9 protein-coding genes are annotated in these 16,700 nt (G+C 36.0%); 7 read left to right on the top strand and 2 right to left on the bottom strand.

What is annotated here, in order from left to right; translation table 11 throughout:
• Positions 1–133 precede the first annotated feature (133 nt).
• Together AC3QL1_RS02570 and AC3QL1_RS02565 are read left to right on the top strand one after the other, a co-directional pair.
• Positions 134–1,198, top strand: coding sequence for a Gfo/Idh/MocA family protein (locus AC3QL1_RS02570; RefSeq protein WP_492494836.1), 1,065 nt, complete (start codon positions 134–136; stop codon positions 1,196–1,198).
• Positions 1,195–2,775, top strand: a complete 1,581-nt coding sequence (locus AC3QL1_RS02565) for a sodium:solute symporter (protein WP_492494834.1) — start codon at positions 1,195–1,197, stop codon at positions 2,773–2,775. Before AC3QL1_RS02570 ends, AC3QL1_RS02565 begins: the two co-directional genes overlap by 4 nt.
• Before the next feature lie 139 nt (positions 2,776–2,914).
• Here AC3QL1_RS02565 and AC3QL1_RS02560 read toward each other — a convergent pair whose 3' ends face one another.
• A complete protein-coding gene (locus AC3QL1_RS02560) occupies positions 2,915–3,382 on the bottom strand; it encodes an HAD domain-containing protein (RefSeq protein WP_492494832.1) in 468 nt (155 codons plus the stop codon).
• A gap of 63 nt (positions 3,383–3,445) precedes the next feature.
• Positions 3,446–3,790, bottom strand: a complete 345-nt coding sequence (locus AC3QL1_RS02555) for a hypothetical protein (RefSeq protein ID WP_492494830.1) — start codon at positions 3,788–3,790, stop codon at positions 3,446–3,448.
• Between the two features lie 264 nt (positions 3,791–4,054).
• On the opposite strand from AC3QL1_RS02555, the gene AC3QL1_RS02550 reads away from it, so the two are divergent.
• The 5 genes from AC3QL1_RS02550 to AC3QL1_RS02530 all read left to right on the top strand — a co-directional run bounded on the left by AC3QL1_RS02550 (position 4,055) and on the right by AC3QL1_RS02530 (position 16,483).
• Positions 4,055–6,241 (top strand): alpha-L-rhamnosidase-related protein, encoded by a 2,187-nt coding sequence (locus AC3QL1_RS02550; protein WP_492494828.1) that lies wholly within the window; start codon positions 4,055–4,057, stop codon positions 6,239–6,241.
• A 145-nt stretch (positions 6,242–6,386) separates the two neighbouring features.
• Positions 6,387–8,063: a hypothetical protein gene (locus tag AC3QL1_RS02545; protein WP_492494827.1), complete on the top strand. Its 1,677-nt coding sequence runs from the start codon at positions 6,387–6,389 to the stop codon at positions 8,061–8,063.
• Positions 8,064–8,235: 172 nt separating this feature from the next.
• Entirely contained in the window at positions 8,236–9,360 is a 1,125-nt protein-coding gene (locus AC3QL1_RS02540; protein ID WP_492494826.1) for a glycoside hydrolase family protein, read from the top strand.
• 148 nt (positions 9,361–9,508) lie between these two features.
• Complete coding sequence (locus tag AC3QL1_RS02535) at positions 9,509–12,844, top strand: glycoside hydrolase family 2 TIM barrel-domain containing protein (protein ID WP_492494824.1); 3,336 nt, start codon at positions 9,509–9,511, stop codon at positions 12,842–12,844.
• 225 nt (positions 12,845–13,069) lie between these two features.
• Positions 13,070–16,483 carry a glycosyl hydrolase gene (locus AC3QL1_RS02530; RefSeq protein WP_492494823.1) on the top strand — a complete coding sequence of 1,138 codons (3,414 nt, stop codon included), beginning with the start codon at positions 13,070–13,072 and terminating at the stop codon, positions 16,481–16,483.
• The last annotated feature ends 217 nt before the right edge of the window (positions 16,484–16,700 follow it).

The following is a 16,700-nucleotide window of genomic DNA, read 5'->3' as shown; positions in this document are numbered from 1 at the left end:
AATTATTTTTTGAAATACTTTATCTGATATTATTCGAATTAATTCGAAAAAAATAATAGCAAAGATTTGAAAAATAATTCGTGAATTCGTGGCTAAAAAAACTAACATCAACAATCTAAAATAACCACACCCCATGCTAAAAATTGCCATTCTAGGACTTGGAGAAGGTCGCAGCACAATGTCGGCAGCTTTAGAAAGTTCAAAATTAGAACTTGTAAAAGTATGTGACAGAAATGAAGATCTGTGTAAAAAAAGAGCAAAGGAATTTGATTTCCATTCGTATACAACAAACTACGAAGATTTATTGAATGATGCTGAAATTGATATAATCGCAATTTACACGCCGGATCATTTGCATGCTGATCATGTAAAGCAAGCTTTGCTTCACGGAAAACATGTCGTTTGTACAAAACCATTTATCGATGATCTTTCGGATGCAAAAGAACTATTGGAGTTGAGCGCGAAAACAGGAAAAAAAGTTTTTATTGGTCAAAGTTCACGATTTTTTGAACCTGCAAAAAGACAAAGAAAAGATTACGAAGAAGGTTTAATTGGCGATTTAATCACAATCGAAGCGCAATACCACGCCGATCATAGATGGTTTTTAGAAAAAGAATGGTCATTATTGCAATCTTTCAAATGGCTGTACGGAGGTTTGAGCCATCCTGTAGATTTTATCAGATGGTATTTGCCCAATATTGAAGAAGTTATGGGCTACGGAATGATCAGCAGTAACGGAAGCAAGGCTGGTTTAAAAAATGAAGACACGATGCATTTTATCTTCAAAGCGACCGATGGAAGAATTGCCAGAGTAAGCGGCGTTTATACTTCGCCAACTCAGCCTGCGCAAAGAGACAGTGGAATGAGTACAATTCTAAGAGCAACCGAAGGCGCAAGTCAGGCCGATTATCATGAATTGCGCTATGCCGTGACGACAAAAGATGGCGAAGAAAAAATAATAACCTGGGGAGATTCTACCTTAAAACATTATTTCCGTTTTGAAGGGCAAAGTCACCACGCGGGAGAATATCAAAATTATCTGGAATATTTTGCAGACAGTATCGAACAAAATTTCACCGCATATCCGGATATGAAAGAAGGCATTGGAACAGTAGCTTTATTGCAGGCAATGGATAAAACTTTAAAAACCGGAATGCCAGTAAAAATAGCTGATGTTCTTAACGAATACGGACTATGAACAGCATCTACGATAAATTAACAACACTTGATTTTATAATTGTTGCCGTTTATTTGGTGGCATTATTAATCATTGGGTACGTGGTAAGCGTAAAGCAAAGCAAGAAAAATGAAACTCTTTTTCTGGCAGGAAATTCTCTTAATTGGTACAGCATTGGTTTTAATATGTGGGGCACCAATGTTGGTCCGTCTTCCTTATTGGCATTTGCGAGTATTGGTTACGCAACCGGAATTGTAGCCGGAAATTTTGAGTGGTACGCATTTGTTTTTTTACTGCTTTTGGCAATGGTTTTTGCGCCAAGATATATTGCGAGTAAAGTAAGTACGATGCCGGAATATATGGGAAAACGCTACGGCGACAGCACCCAAAATATTTTAGCATGGTATGCTTTGGTAAAAATTTTGGTAAGCTGGTTATCGTTGGGATTATTTAGCGGAGGCATTTTAGTACGTCAGATTCTGGGAATCCCGATGTGGCAAAGTGTTACTGTTTTAGTGATTTTTTCGGGAATTTTTACTTTCGCCGGAGGATTAAAAGCAATTGCAAAAGTCAATGTTTTTCAGATGATTTTATTGATTGTAGTTTCGCTTACACTGTCTTATTTAGGTTTACAAAAATTGGGTGGAATCGATGTTTTAATTGCAAAAACACCTTCTAATTTCTGGAATTTAGTGCAGCCTGCAAACGATGCACACTATCCGTGGCCGGCTATTTTGTTGGGATATCCGGTTGCAGCAGTGGCTTTTTTCTGTACAGACCAATCGATGGTTCAGAGTGTTTTGGGAGCAAAAAATCTAGAGCAGGGACAATTAGGAGTCAATTTTATTGGCTGGCTAAAAGTCATGGCTTTGCCTTTGTTTATTTTACCCGGAATTCTTTGTTACGCCTTATATCCGGAATTGGGTAAAAATTCAGATTTAGCCTATATGACAATGGTGACTAATTTATTCCCAAGCGGAATGAATGGTTTGGTAATTTGTGTCATGATTGCCGTTTTAGTCGGAACTATTGGTTCGTCATTAAATGCTTTAAGCACCGTCTTTACAAATGATATTTATGTAAAAAAAATCAATCCAATGGCTACTATAAAAGACCAAATTAAAATTGGAAGAATTACAATTGCAGCCGGATGTCTATTTGCAATTTTAATTGCCATTGCGATCGACAATATAAAAGGGCAAAACTTATTTAATATTTTTCAAGCTGTTTTAGGATTTTTAGCGCCTTCGTTATCTGTTGTTTTTCTGCTAAGCATTTTCTGGAAACGCACCACAAAAAAAGCTGTGAATGCAACATTATCCTGGGGTTCTGCATTTAGTTTATTTGTTGGAGTTTTATATCTGTGGATTTTCCCTGCAGATAAATATCCGGTTTGGCCACACTTTTTGTTAATTTCATTTTACATTTTTGTAACGTTATTAGTAGCAGCTGTAATTATTTCATTAGTGGATAAAACTCCTGAAGTTAATTTTTCAGATGAAGCGGATATCCCTAAAACTAGTAAAAAAGTGAAACTGTTGTTTGCATTTTTGGGAATTGTAATTCTTAGTTTGTATTTAGTTTTTAATGGAAATTAAAAGTTCTGCTTAATGTAATAAAAACAAAAGACTGTCTAAAAAGACAGTCTTTTGTTTTGTATACTATTTGTATTCCGATGAAGAGAAATTTTTAATCGGTTTTATATACATAAAGAAATTCATTTGGAATTATATAGTTTTAAGCGGAAACAGATTGTTTTTTTCTTAAAATATCAATTGCCAGTTCTCCCTGCTCACTAATTAAGCCTACAGTTCCACTAGTAACAATTGCTTTGTTTTTGATGTATTCAGGTAAACCGTTTAATGATTTATCGTCATCTAAAATGACAAAGCTTTCTGAAATAGTATTTTTAGTGAACCAACGAAGTATTTCTTCTTTTCTGTTTAAATTATCGTTATTAGGTTCAAGAGAATCAATATTAGCGATAATTCCTCTGGTTTTAAATATTTTTTCCCATTCAGATTTGCTATATCTTGACTTATGAGATGTCGTTAATAAAATATTTGCTTCAGTACTATTAATAATAGTTTGAAGAGTATTTACGGCTTTAATACTAAAGTTGGCAAACCCATCAGATAATATCTCTGTTGGTTTCCAAGATGTAGTAGGAACCATTACACCATCTATGTCTAATAAGATTAACATAGTACAAAAGTAATTCTTTTTTATGATAAACTACACATATTATACATGAGTGTGGTTTATAATTCATTCTTTATCATAACGTTCTGCAAATAATCTTCTAGTGTCAGCATCATCATAATCATCTTTGGTAAGATATATTTGTTTCCATGTAAATTCAAACTTACTACTATTTTCTCCACCCATTATAGTTTCAGGAATTATATTCAATAATTGATGACATATATATCTATGATGACCGTCTACAATTCTGCCATTTCTTGTCTTTATTGCATTAAAAGAATTTCCTTGCTGTAATCTCTTATGAATTCTCATTAAAATGGGAAAGCTAATTTCTATTTGGCCCGGTTGATAGTCAAATTCTTTTTCAAAAAGAAATTCCTTAACTTCTTCGTATGTAATTTCAATCATTTAGCAATATTATAAAAACTTTTTAAATCAATATACTAAAATGTAAGATTATTTTTATATTATATTTTTAATCAATGAATGATAAATCTCACAACTCATTATCATTTTAAATAAAAATCGATTAAAATTTAATAGATTAGATAAAAAAATACCGCTAAAATTATTGTCAATATATTATTTAAGTTAAATCAAGATGTTAAACAGGACACAACAGGTTGTGAAATGTAAAAATAACACTTATCTTTAGCTCCAAAAAAAAGAGATATGCAAAGCCGATTTTCCATTTTTAGATTTTTGTTTTTCTGTGTTATTTTATTTCCTTCGACTTTTATATTAGCACAAGAAAAATCAAAAGAAGCAACTTGGATCTGGTATCCAGGCGATTTCGAAATTTGGTTGAGCAATAAAATGCAGGTAAGACGAACAGAACGCGAAGCAGTTTTTCCACCGCTTTGGCAATATTACAGCCCGTATGCATTGGTAACTTTTCAGACAGAAGTTGATATTCCGGAACCAGACGAGGCAAAAATCTACTCAGAAGGATCTTTTCAATTACTTTTAGATGGCGTTCAAATTTACGGACAGCCAAAATCAATAAAAATTCCTGCAGGAAAACACAAAATTTCTTTTAAAGTATACAATCAGGAAGTATTGCCGGCTATTTTTATTAACGGTAAATATGTTAAATCTAATGCTTCTTGGAAAGTAACCAACGAAGATAAACTTTGGATTGACGAAGCCGGAAAAGCACAACAGTCTGGAACTCCATGGATGCCTGTTGGTTCCTCGGATTTTTATTCACCAGAAAATAAACCTTCTGAATTTAGACTGACGACTAAACCTTTGAGTGCAACTAAAACAGAAAAAGCAGGAGGCGGTCAATTAATTGATTTTGGAAAAGAAACCTTTGGTTATATTAAAATTCACGGCTTAAAAGGCAAAGGCAAAGTAGCATTGTACTATGGTGAATCTCGTGAAGAAGCGCTGGATTCTGCAAAATGTGAAACGCTAGACTATTTATCTTTTGATGGCAATCAGCCTCAAACTTACACGCATGATGGTTCAAAAGCATTTCGCTACGTTCAGGTTCAGGCAGATGCAGGGGTGAAGTATGATTCTATTTCAATGCTTTATGAATATCTGCCATTGGATTATCGTGGTGCATTCAAATCATCAGATCAACAACTGAATAAAATTTGGGATGTTTCCGCGTACACGATGCATTTAACTTCTCGTGAATTTTTTATAGACGGAATTAAACGCGATCGCTGGGTTTGGTCTGGCGATGCTTATCAAAGTTATTTAATGAATTATTATTTATTCTTTGATTCGGCTTCTGTAGAACGTACGCTACTTGCCCTTCGCGGTAAAGAGCCTGTAACGGCTCATATTAATATTATAATGGATTATTCGCTGTATTGGTTCGTGGGCGTTTACGATTACTACTTGCACACGGGTGATACCAAATTTATCCAGACTTTTTATCCAAGAATGAAATCGCTGATGGATTTCTGTTTAGAAAGAAGAAATAAAAACGGATTTCTGGAACCATTAGAAGGCGATTGGGTTTTTATTGATTGGGCTAACGGATTACCAAAAACAGGCGAGGTTAGTTTTGAGCAAATGCTTTTAGCCAGAAGTTTAGAAGCGATGGCAGTTAGTGCTAAAATTGCAGGCGAAAAAGAAGACCAAAAACAGTATGAAAAATTAGCCGAAGATTTAAAAACAAAGTTATTTGACGTGTTTTGGGATAAAAAAGAAAACGTGATGAAACACCAGCGCATCGACGGTAAAGTGCAAAATATTGTAACCAGATACGCTAATATGTTCGGTATATTTTTTAATTATTTTAATGAAGAACAAAAACAAAGTATAAAAAACAAAGTATTGCTGAACGATAATGTTCTTCAAATAACAACGCCCTACATGCGTTTTTACGAGTTGGAAGCCTTGTGTGCAATGGGCGAACAAGATTATGTGTTGAAAGAGATGAAAGAGTATTGGGGCGGCATGCTGAATGAGGGCGCGACATCTTTTTGGGAAGAATACAATCCAAATAAAAAAGGAACAGAACATTTAGCCATGTACGGACGTCCTTACGGAAAAAGTCTTTGTCACGCTTGGGGTTCTAGTCCGATTTATTTATTAGGAAAATATTATTTGGGTGTAAAACCAACCGCTCCGGGATATTCAGAATATGAAATCAAGCCAAATCTGGGAGGTTTACAATGGATGGAAGGAAAAGTGCCAACACCAAATGGAGAAGTTTCATTGTATTGCAGTACCAAAGAAATTAAAGTAAAAGCAGCTGAAGGAGAAGGAAAATTAATTTTTGAAAGTTCAGGCAAACCAAAAACGAGTTCAGGAACAATTACAGAATTAGCAAAAAATAAATATCAGTTGATTGTAAAACCGAATGTAGAATATAAAGTGAGTTATAAAGCTATATAATATTCAAGTTTTGCTTGTCATTTCGAGGAACGAGAAATCACATCCAGAGAGCAACGTACTTTACGGATTCAGCGCATGCGATTTCTCCTTCGTCGAAATGACAAGATTGAGGGAATTCTGGAATCAACAAAAAAATAAAAAACCAATGTTTTCAAAAAACACAAAATACAATTTCAAATTCAAAACAGCTTTTCTAATGCTGTTAACTTTCTATATTCAAGTTTCAGCACAAAACAGTGCATGGAAACCTGCATCATTTGAAATAGTAAAATCCAATTACAAAACATTCAAAACAACACAATACGCTCATGTTTTTTCGGGAAGCAAACATAATATCGTTCGTTTAGCGCCGGAATTGCAAGGTTTTCAAGGTATTGAACTTCCTTCAGATAAATACAAAAGCGGTACAAATACTCCTTTACAGTTAAAATTTAAAGAGCCGGTTCAGGTTTTAGTGGGGATTTTTCAGGAAAATAGTTCAGAATTTCTTCAATCTAATAAACTGGAAAACGCAAAATTGGTTTTAAAAAACGGATTGACGATTACTGGATTGTCTCCCGTTAATGTATATGCGCTTTCATTTCAAAAAGGAACACAAACCCTAAATCCCGGAACTGGATTGTTTGCAGTTTTAGGAGTTGTAAAAGACGGTCAAAAATTAGGCTTCAGAAACGCAGAACTTCCCGACGGAAAACTTTGGAACCCAACTTTTATTGTCGAAGGATTTTCAGATGAAAAACCGCTTTTCGAAATTATCGGCGGAGAAAACAAACCTGTTATTGATGAAGGAATGTCTGGAACAGAAGGAATTCAGGGTGGTTTTGAAGGCGGACGCGTGGTGAAAGTTGGCGATACCTATCATATGTTTCCAACTGAAAGAGCGGGAGAAATTGGTGTAGATTATTACTACGATCGTGTAAAAACCAGAATCGGGCATTGGACAAGTAAAGATGCAATCACCTGGAAAAGAGAATCAACAATCTACCAAGCCAGCGGAACTTACGCCGTAACCGAAGATGATAACCCAATGAACGACCGCCGTGCAGCAATTTGGTCGTATATGCCGGTTTTTAATGAAAAAGCAAACAAATGGTACGGCTATTATTTGGCGTATACCGTAAGTAAAGAAATAGAACCCAATCATTCATTCGGAAGAATTTGGAGATGCGAATCAACGGTTGACGGAATCAACGGAATTGGCGGCCCTTATAAAGATATGGGAATTATTATGGAACCGGGATTGGATTCTCAGCCTTGGGAAGGCCGTCAGGGAGTTGCTTCGTTTTTTCCGTATAAAGTCGGCGATAAATATTTCGGGTTTTACAGCGGCGCGTATCCTTTTAACTCTTGGGCAGATTATCCGAAGAAATCCGGAAAAGGCTGGTTTGTGGCTTTAGCCGAATCCAAAAGTTTAGAAGGACCCTGGACGAGAATGAATAAAGGTTTGGAACCCATTAAAACTATACATCCGCAATTTGTTGAAAATCCAATTGTAAGTCAATTACCAAACGGTCTGTACATCGCGATTTTTGACGGAGGCCCAGATGGATGGGGACATCATTTGCCCAATATGATTGCCTATTCGTTATCATCAGATGGCGTTAAATGGTCAGAAGCGCATTATCTTCCAATAGAAACCAAAGTCGATAAATGGTGGGATATTATGAGAACCCCCTTATGTTTAATCCCAGAAGGAAATGACGTTTATACAATCGTATATAATGCAATCGATTTAAAGAGAAGATTTCATCCAACAGGAATGGTAAAAGTAAAACTGAACAAAGACGTGATGGAGTCTAAATTAAAAGAACTGAAAAAATAGAAGAGAGTGGGAAGAAGAAAGATGCAAGAAGTAAGATTTTAGAATATAGAAAATAGAGTATAGAAAATAGAAAATAGAACTTTGCGACTCTGCGACTTTGCGAGATTAAATCTTTCGAAAATAAAAAAAACTTAGTGCCTTAGCGCCTTCGTGGCAAAAAAATATAACCAAAATGAAACTTAAATACCTAATTCTAACTATTTCAGCACTTGCCATAACCAGCTGTGCAACCAAATACAAGAAAAGAGAAATCAACGAAACCGTAATGCAGGAGATTTACGAAGAAATCAAAACGCCTTATAAATACGGTTTGGTGATGGTTCCAACAGACAACTCCTATAAAATGGATTGCCCGAGTGTGTTCAGAAAAGACGGAAAATGGTATATGACGTATTTAATTTACGATGGAAGAGGTTATGAAACCTGGCTTGCAGAAAGCGATAATTTGCTAGACTGGAAATATCTAGGAAAAGTAATGTCATTCTCAGAAAATGAAAAACATTGGGATGTCAATCAAAAAGCAGGATACATTTCGTTGCAGGACCCAACTTGGGGCGGAAGTTACGAATGGGAAAAATACGATGATAAATACTGGATGAGTTATTTTGGCGGAGACAGCAAAGGTTACGAAGCAGGTGTTTTATCAATCGGAATGGCGTATACGAAAGAAGCTCCGACAAAACCACACGAATTTCAAAGACTAGAAAACCCGGTTTTAACGCCAAAAGACAAAGACGCAAAATGGTGGGATAATAGCACAATGTATAAAAACAGTGTGATTCGTGATAAAGAAAAACTGACAGGACACAATTTTATCATGTATTATAATGCCCGCGGTGATAGTATAAATCCGGCTAAAGGCGCAGAACGTATTGCTATGGCAGTATCAAACGATATGAAAGAATGGAAACGTTATGGTGATAAACCATTAATCAATCATCATAAAGGAATTTCGGGAGATGCCTATATTCAGCGTATAAATGATACCTGGGTAATGTTCTATTTTGGAGCTTTTTGGACAGGGTGGAATCAAGGTGCATTTAATCGTTTTGCAGTTTCGAATGATTTAGTAAACTGGACCGACTGGAAAGGTGAGGACTTAATCAAATCCTCAGAGCCTTATGATAATTTGTTTGCGCACAAATCATTTGTGGTAAAATATAATGGCGTAGTATATCATTTTTATTGCGCGGTTAACAAAGCAGAACAAAGAGGAATTGCAATTGCAACATCTAAAGATTTAGGTAAAAGCAAATTGAATTTTGTGGCTCCGCCGGAGAAAGTTAAGAAGAATTAAGTAGAGAAATAATTAAGTAAAGTTTGTCATTTCGACGAAGGAGAAATCTCCGCGACAATATTCCACTAAGAGAGGAAAAACTTTGTAGAGTTTCTTAGGGAGATTTCTCCTTCGTCGAAATGACAAGAACACTAAAAAAATATAAATAATGTTTAAGTCCAATTATATTAATCACTTTTCAAGGTTTCGATTTTCGACACCTAAATCAGTATTTACATTTTGCATCTTACTTTTAGCAATTTGCGCTCAGGCCCAATCCGTAACCGGAGAACCTGCGGGAATTCCGGAAGTGCCTAAAAAATATGAATTTGCGCCGTGGGAAGATCCAACGGTTACAAGCATTAACAGACAGCCATCGAGAGCAACGGCGTATTCCTACACCAATGTTGAAGATGCCCTAAAAGGCGACAGATCAAAAAGCCGATTGCAAATGCTGACCGGAGATTGGAATTTTAAATATGCATCCAATCTTAAAGAAGCTTCAAAAGATTTCTACAAAGGAAAAGTTTCAGGCTGGGATAAAATAGAAGTGCCATCCAACTGGGAATTAAAAGGATACGATATTCCAATTTACAAAAGTGCCGTTTATCCGTTCCGACCTATAAATCCACCTTTTATTCCTAAAGATTATAATGGTGTTGGTTCCTATCAACGCAGTTTTACCGTTCCCGAAAATTGGAAAGGTATGACCGTAACTTTGCATTTTGGCGCAGTAAGTTCCGGATTTCAGGTTTGGCTTAACGGAGAATTTTTGGGTTATGGCGAAGACAGTTTTCTTCCGTCAGAATTTGATATTACACCTTACTTAAAAGAAGGAGAAAATGTAGTTTCGGTTCAGGTAATTCGCTGGACAGATGGTTCGTATCTTGAAGATCAGGATCATTGGCGTGTAAGCGGAATCCAGCGTGAAGTTTTTATTATGGCAGAGCCAAAGTTGCGCATTCAGGATTTCTTTTATCAGACAAAATTAGATAAGGAATATAAAGATGCTTCTTTTCAACTGCGACCAAAAGTTGAAAATTTAACCGGCGAAAAAATCAAAGATTACACTTTTCAGGCACAATTATACGATGCCAATAATGTCGCTTTATTTAAAGAACCGCTTCAAAAACCCGTTATCGACATGATCAACGAAAGTTATCCTCGTCTGGATAATGTGCGTTTTGGAATGTTCAAGGAAAATATCGCAAATCCAAAAAAATGGAGTACCGAAGATCCTAATTTGTACACTTTGGTCATGTCCATAAAAGATGCAAACGGAAATATTACAGAAGCCAAGAGCTGTAAAGTTGGTTTTCGTTCGATTGAGTTTTCGAAAGAAAATGGCAAAATGCTCATCAACGGAAAAGAAACGTATGTCTATGGCGTAAACCGTCACGATCAGCATCCAACAAAAGGAAAAGCAGTAAGTCGAGAGGATATTAAACAAGATATTACGACTATTAAAAAATTCAATTTCAATTTTATTAGAACCAGTCATTATCCAAATGATCCTTATTTCTATGATTTGTGTGATCAATACGGAATCATGGTGATGGATGAAGCCAATCAGGAAACACACGGAATTGGAGGAAAATTAAGCAATGACCCAAAATGGACAAACGCTTATTTAGAGCGCATGACAAGAATGGTTGAAAGAGATAAAAATCATCCGTCAGTCGTTTTTTGGAGTTTAGGAAACGAAGGCGGAAAAGGACCAAATCACGCTGCAATGGCGGGTTGGGTTCATGATTTTGATATTACGCGTCCCGTTCATTACGAGCCGGCACAAGGAAATCCAAGATTAGAAGGTTATATCGATCCGCTTGATCCAAGATATCCTAAAACGATCGATCACGCTTATAGATTTGAAAACCCGCAAGATGAACCTTATGTGGATATGGTAAGCCGTTTTTATCCCGGAGTTTTTACACCTAAATTTTTAGTAGATCAAAAGAAAGATACACGACCAATTATTTTTGTTGAATACTCTCATGCGATGGGAAATTCGGTTGGAAATTTAAAAGAATTATGGGATGAATTTCGTTCGCTTCCAAGAGTTATTGGCGGTTGTATTTGGGAATTTAAAGATCAGGGATTAGTGAAAAAAGATCCTGCAACAGGTCAGGAATTTTTTGCTCACGGAGGAGATTTTGGCGAAAAATACCACGACGGAAACTTCAATACAAAAGGAATTGTAGATTCTAACGGAAAACCAAAAGGTTCTATTTATGAGAATAAATGGATTTACCAGCCGGCGACAAGTACCTTAAAAGATAATTTTCAATTAGAAATCAAAAATCGTCAGGCGGTAAAATCTCTGGCAGAATATATTCCGGTTTTGAAAATATTGGAAAATGGAAATGTGGTAAAAACTCAAATCCTAAAACCTTTCGATATAGAAGCAGGACAATCTACGATTTTAGATGTAAAACAATATTTGCCTAAACTGAAAAAGGATGCCGAATATTTTCTGAATATCGAATTCCAGCTTTCCACAGATAAACCTTGGGCTTATAAAGGTTACGCTGTCGCGGAAGATCAATTTCTGTTGAAAAAATCAGAAACGACGATCGATTTTACAAAAGAAAGTAATCCGGAAATAAAATCTACCGAAACAGATTCAGATTTTAAAATCAAAGGAAAAACTTTTGACATCAATATAAGTAAGTCAAACGGAGCTTTGAATTCGTATGTTTTCAATGGCGAAGAACAGGTTTTTGCTCCTTTACTTCCTAATTTTGTGAGACCTCTTACGGATAATGACAAAAGAGGTTGGAAATCGCATAAAGTTTTGAAACCGTGGTATCAGGCAAAACCAAAATTAGTGAATACAAAATTGGCGACAGCAGTTGACGGAATTATCGTTACGAGCGATTACGAAATCATTAAAGACAGCGCGCAAGTTCAGGTCGTTTACAAAATCAATTCAAATGGAATTATAAAAGTTGATTATAGTTTGAAAGCCACAAACAAATTACCAAATATCCCAAAAGTCGGAATGCAAATGGGAGTGCAGAGAAAACTTGATCAGATTTCATGGTATGGAAAAGGAGAACTGGAAAATTATATCGACAGAAGTTTTGGATCATTCGTAGGGAAATATTCTTTGCCAATTAATGATTTTCTGGAGCATTATGTAAAACCTCAGGAAAACGCAAACAGAACAGAAGTAAGATGGATGGCTTTTTCAACGCCGCAAAAAAATAAAGGTTTGTTGGTTGTAGATGATGCAAAAGTTCTAAGCATGAGCGCATGGCCGTATACACAGGAAAATTTAAGCGCTGCCAAACATACTTTTGACTTAAAAGATCCCGGATTTTTAACGGTTAATATCGATTTGATTCAAATGGGAGTGGGAGGAAATGACAGCTGGACATCAGTTGCTCAGCCTTTAGAAAAATATCAAATTAAGTCAGGAGATTATCAATATAGTTTTTATCTGATGCCATTTTCAGCAACGAAAAATGGTCTGGATGAAAGTTTGAAAAAGTTTAAGTATTAAGTATCCTAACAGGTTTTTAAAACCTGTTAGGTATTTTTAAGATAAAGTTTGTCATCTCGACGAAAGAGAGATCACACTCGCATATCGACATATTAAAGATTTATCATCAGACATAGCCCGAGGTTTTAACCTTGGGAAACGTATCGGTTAATTACGTTACGTCCCAATGGTTGAAACCATTGGCTATGTTTTGAATAACAAACAAAATGGTTTAAAACAATAACAATGTTTCAAAAAGCACACCTCTTTTTTGTATTACTTTTCGCGGGATTCGTTTCCGCGCAGGAAATTCATAAAAAAGAAACAACAGCATTTCAACCCACAATCGAATCCTCAAAACCTTGGGTATATTGGTATTGGATGAAATCAGCTTATTCTAAAGTTGGCATCACAGCTGATTTAGAAGCTATGAAACAAGCCGGAATTGCAGGCGCCTATTTAATGACAATCAAAGGTCCGGCAAATCCGCCGTTAATAGATCCGCCGGTTTTGCAACTGAGTCCTGAATTTTGGGACATGATACATTGGGCTTTCAAGGAAGCCAACCGATTAGGTTTGAAAATTGCTTTTCACGGTGCCGATGGTTTTGCCGTTGCCGGCGGCCCTTGGATTACTCCCGAAATGTCAATGCAAAAAGTCGTTTGGTCAACAACAGAAATTGCCGGAGGAAAATCGGTTAACATAAAATTACCGGTTCCGGAACATTACAAAGACTATTATAAAGACATCGCGACTTTTGCGATTCCGATAAAAGAATATCAAACGAGTTCGCAAATTCAATTACCAAAAGTTACCACTTCAAATAATACAGATGCCTCGTTTTTGGCAGATCCTAAAAAGGATGATAACTTTAAATTTGCTGAAAAAGGATGGATTCAATATGGATTTGCTCAGCCTTTTACCTGCAAATCAATTACAATTGAAACAAAAGGAAGAGATTTTCAGGCACAGCGTCTAATTGTTAAGGTGAGCGATAACGGAATTGATTTTAAATTTCATGAAAGAATGGTTGCCCCGCGTCACGGCTGGCAGGATATGGATTTTGCACACACCCATACGATTACACCTGTAACTGCAAAATATTTCAGATTTGTTTATGATCCCGTTGGAACAGAACCCGGCGCAGAAGATTTGGATTTCGCAAAATGGAAACAGAATTTAAAAGTGAGTAAAATAAAGCTTTCCAATCAGGCATTGATTGATAATTACGAAGGAAAATCTGGAGCGGTTTGGCGTTTGAGTCCGGAAACTTCTGCAAAGCAAATTCCGAATGCCGAATCTTTTAAAAAATCAGAAATTATCAATATTTCTAATTTAGTTGATGCCAACGGAAATTTGAACTGGAAAGCGCCAAAAGGGAAATGGAAAATTATCCGAATGGGACATACTTCTACCGGACATGAAAATGCTACGGGCGGAGCCGGAAAAGGTTTGGAAGTGGATAAATTTAATCCCGAATTAATTCGTTTTCAGCTTGATCACTGGTTTGGTGAAATGGTTCGTACAATTGGACCGGAATTGTCTGCAAAAACTTTAGAAATCCTGCATTTTGATAGTTGGGAATGTGGAAGCCAAAACTGGTCCTCAGTTTTTCAGGCTGAATTTCAAAAAAGGCGTGGTTACAATCTTGTGGATTATTTGCCTGTAATGGCAGGAATTCCAATAGAAAGTGCCGATGTTTCGGAGAAAGTTTTATACGATGTTCGCAAAACAATTGCTGAATTGGTTGCCGATAATTTCTACGGAACGGTAGCTCAAATTGCCAAAGAAAATAATGTCAAATTAAGTTCAGAAAACGTAGCGCCAGTTGTAACAAGTGATGCGTTGCTTCATTATAAATATGTAGATTATCCAAGTGGTGAATTTTGGTTAAAAAGTCCTACGCACGATAAACCTTTTGATATGTTAGATGCCATTTCGGGCGGACATATTTACGGAAAAGATATTATTCAGGCAGAATCATTTACGGCTTTGCGAATGGATTGGGATGAACATCCGGGAAATTTAAAAACGCTTGCTGATCGCAATTATGCTTTGGGAATTAACCGATTATTTTACCACGTTTTTGTACATAATCCGTGGACGGATAGAAAACCGGGAATGACTTTAGACGATATCGGAACTTTTTTTCAAAGAGACCAAACGTGGTGGAAACCCGGGAAAGCGTGGTTTGAGTATTGCCAAAGAGTACAATTGCAATTGCAAAAAGGAAAACCGGTTATAGATTTAGCCGTTTTTATTGGCGAAGATTTTCCGTCGCGCTCTTTTTTGCCGGATCGTTTAGTGCCTTTTATTCCAAATGTTTTTGGTGCAGCAAGACTTGAAAGCGAGAAAATACGTTTGGAAAATGATGGTCAGCCAACAACAAAAATGCCAAAAGAAGTTACCTATTCTAAAAACAATACCGATTTATCGCAATGGGTAAATCCATTAAACGGCTATCAATATGATTCATTCAATGCTGATGTTTTAATAAATAATGCCAAAGTCGAAAACGGAAAAATATCTTTTGGCGGCGGAATCGAATACGGCGCTTTATTATTTCCGGGAAGTCATAAAATGGCACCTAATAAAATGATTTCTTTGGCTGCAGCCGAAAAAATACTACAACTGATACAAGATGGCGGAACTGTTTTTGTTGATGAAAAACCAGATTTACAACCCGGAATGCATTCAGATGAAGATCATAAAAAATGGCAAAATGTTGTTGATGAAATCTGGAATAATCCATCAAATGCGTCTTCGTGGAAAATTGGAAAAGGAACGGTGATTAAACTTCCATTTTTAGGAAATGATTTTGCTTCAATTGGAATTGAGCAAGATTTGTATTTTCCCAAATTAGACAGAGCAGATTCTGAAACTTTAGCCTGGACGCACAGAAAATCTGAAACAGAAGAAATCTATTTTCTTTCAAATCAAAAAGAACAAAAAAGAAATTTTGAAGCTTCTTTTCGCATAAGCGGAAAAATACCGGAATTGTATAATCCGGTTACAGATAAAATTTCTGCTTTGCCAGATTGGAAAATAGAAAACGGAAGAACGATTATTCCGATTGAATTGGAAGCAAATGAATCTTGCTTTGTGATTTTTAGAGAAAATACGAAAGAAATAATTTCGAATAAAAAACAAAATTATGCTTCGGTAGAAACAGTTCAGACTTTAGATGAAAATTGGCAATTACAGTTTGATCCGGAATTTCATGGACCAAAAGAAATTGTCAAAACAAATAAACTTTTTGACTGGAGTTCTTCAAATAATGATCAGATTAAATATTATTCAGGAACTGTTATTTATAAAAAAGACTTTATCTGGAAAGGAAAAACCGATGAGAAATTCTGGCTTGATTTAGGAACAATTGCAAATATTGCTGAGGTAACTATAAACGGAATCAATTGCGGAACGATCTGGACTTTTCCGTATAAAACAGATATATCCCAAGCATTAAAAAAGGGAAAAAACAGCATCGAAATAAAAATCACAAATACCTGGGCAAACCGATTAATTGGCGATGAAAAATTACCAAAAGAAGAAAGATTAACCTGGACAACGGCGCCTTTTAGATTGCAGGAAGGAATTTTATTAAAAGCTGGATTATTGGGACCGGTTGCGATTGTGAAAGAGATGAAAGATGAAAGATGAAAGATGTTAGATCAAAGAATTAAGATGAGTAGCGTCCAGCTTTAGCTGGATGTCACAATAGAAATCAGGTTGTGGCTTTAGCCAAATGCTAATATTAGGCTAAAGCCAATGCTGGATGAAATTTTATTCCACCAGCTAAAGCTGGAGGCAATTCAAGAAGAAGCGAATTAAATTATAATATTAACAGACTAAAAAATCTAATTAATCTTTTAATCTG

Source organism: Flavobacterium sp. GW823-FHT04A11, from assembly GCF_058796535.1.
The sequence above is the reverse complement of the archived record's forward strand: the minus strand, read 5'-3'. Positions and strand labels throughout refer to the sequence as shown.

Coding starts and splice junctions, on each gene's coding strand:
- AC3QL1_RS02530 (WP_492494823.1), top strand. CDS start 13,070: ATGTTTCAAAAAGCACACCTCTTTTTTGTATTACTTTTCGCGGGATTC.
- AC3QL1_RS02540 (WP_492494826.1), top strand. CDS start 8,236: ATGAAACTTAAATACCTAATTCTAACTATTTCAGCACTTGCCATAACC.
- AC3QL1_RS02565 (WP_492494834.1), top strand. CDS start 1,195: ATGAACAGCATCTACGATAAATTAACAACACTTGATTTTATAATTGTT.
- AC3QL1_RS02560 (WP_492494832.1), bottom strand. CDS start 3,382: ATGTTAATCTTATTAGACATAGATGGTGTAATGGTTCCTACTACATCT.
- AC3QL1_RS02550 (WP_492494828.1), top strand. CDS start 4,055: ATGCAAAGCCGATTTTCCATTTTTAGATTTTTGTTTTTCTGTGTTATT.
- AC3QL1_RS02545 (WP_492494827.1), top strand. CDS start 6,387: ATGTTTTCAAAAAACACAAAATACAATTTCAAATTCAAAACAGCTTTT.
- AC3QL1_RS02555 (WP_492494830.1), bottom strand. CDS start 3,790: ATGATTGAAATTACATACGAAGAAGTTAAGGAATTTCTTTTTGAAAAA.
- AC3QL1_RS02570 (WP_492494836.1), top strand. CDS start 134: ATGCTAAAAATTGCCATTCTAGGACTTGGAGAAGGTCGCAGCACAATG.
- AC3QL1_RS02535 (WP_492494824.1), top strand. CDS start 9,509: ATGTTTAAGTCCAATTATATTAATCACTTTTCAAGGTTTCGATTTTCG.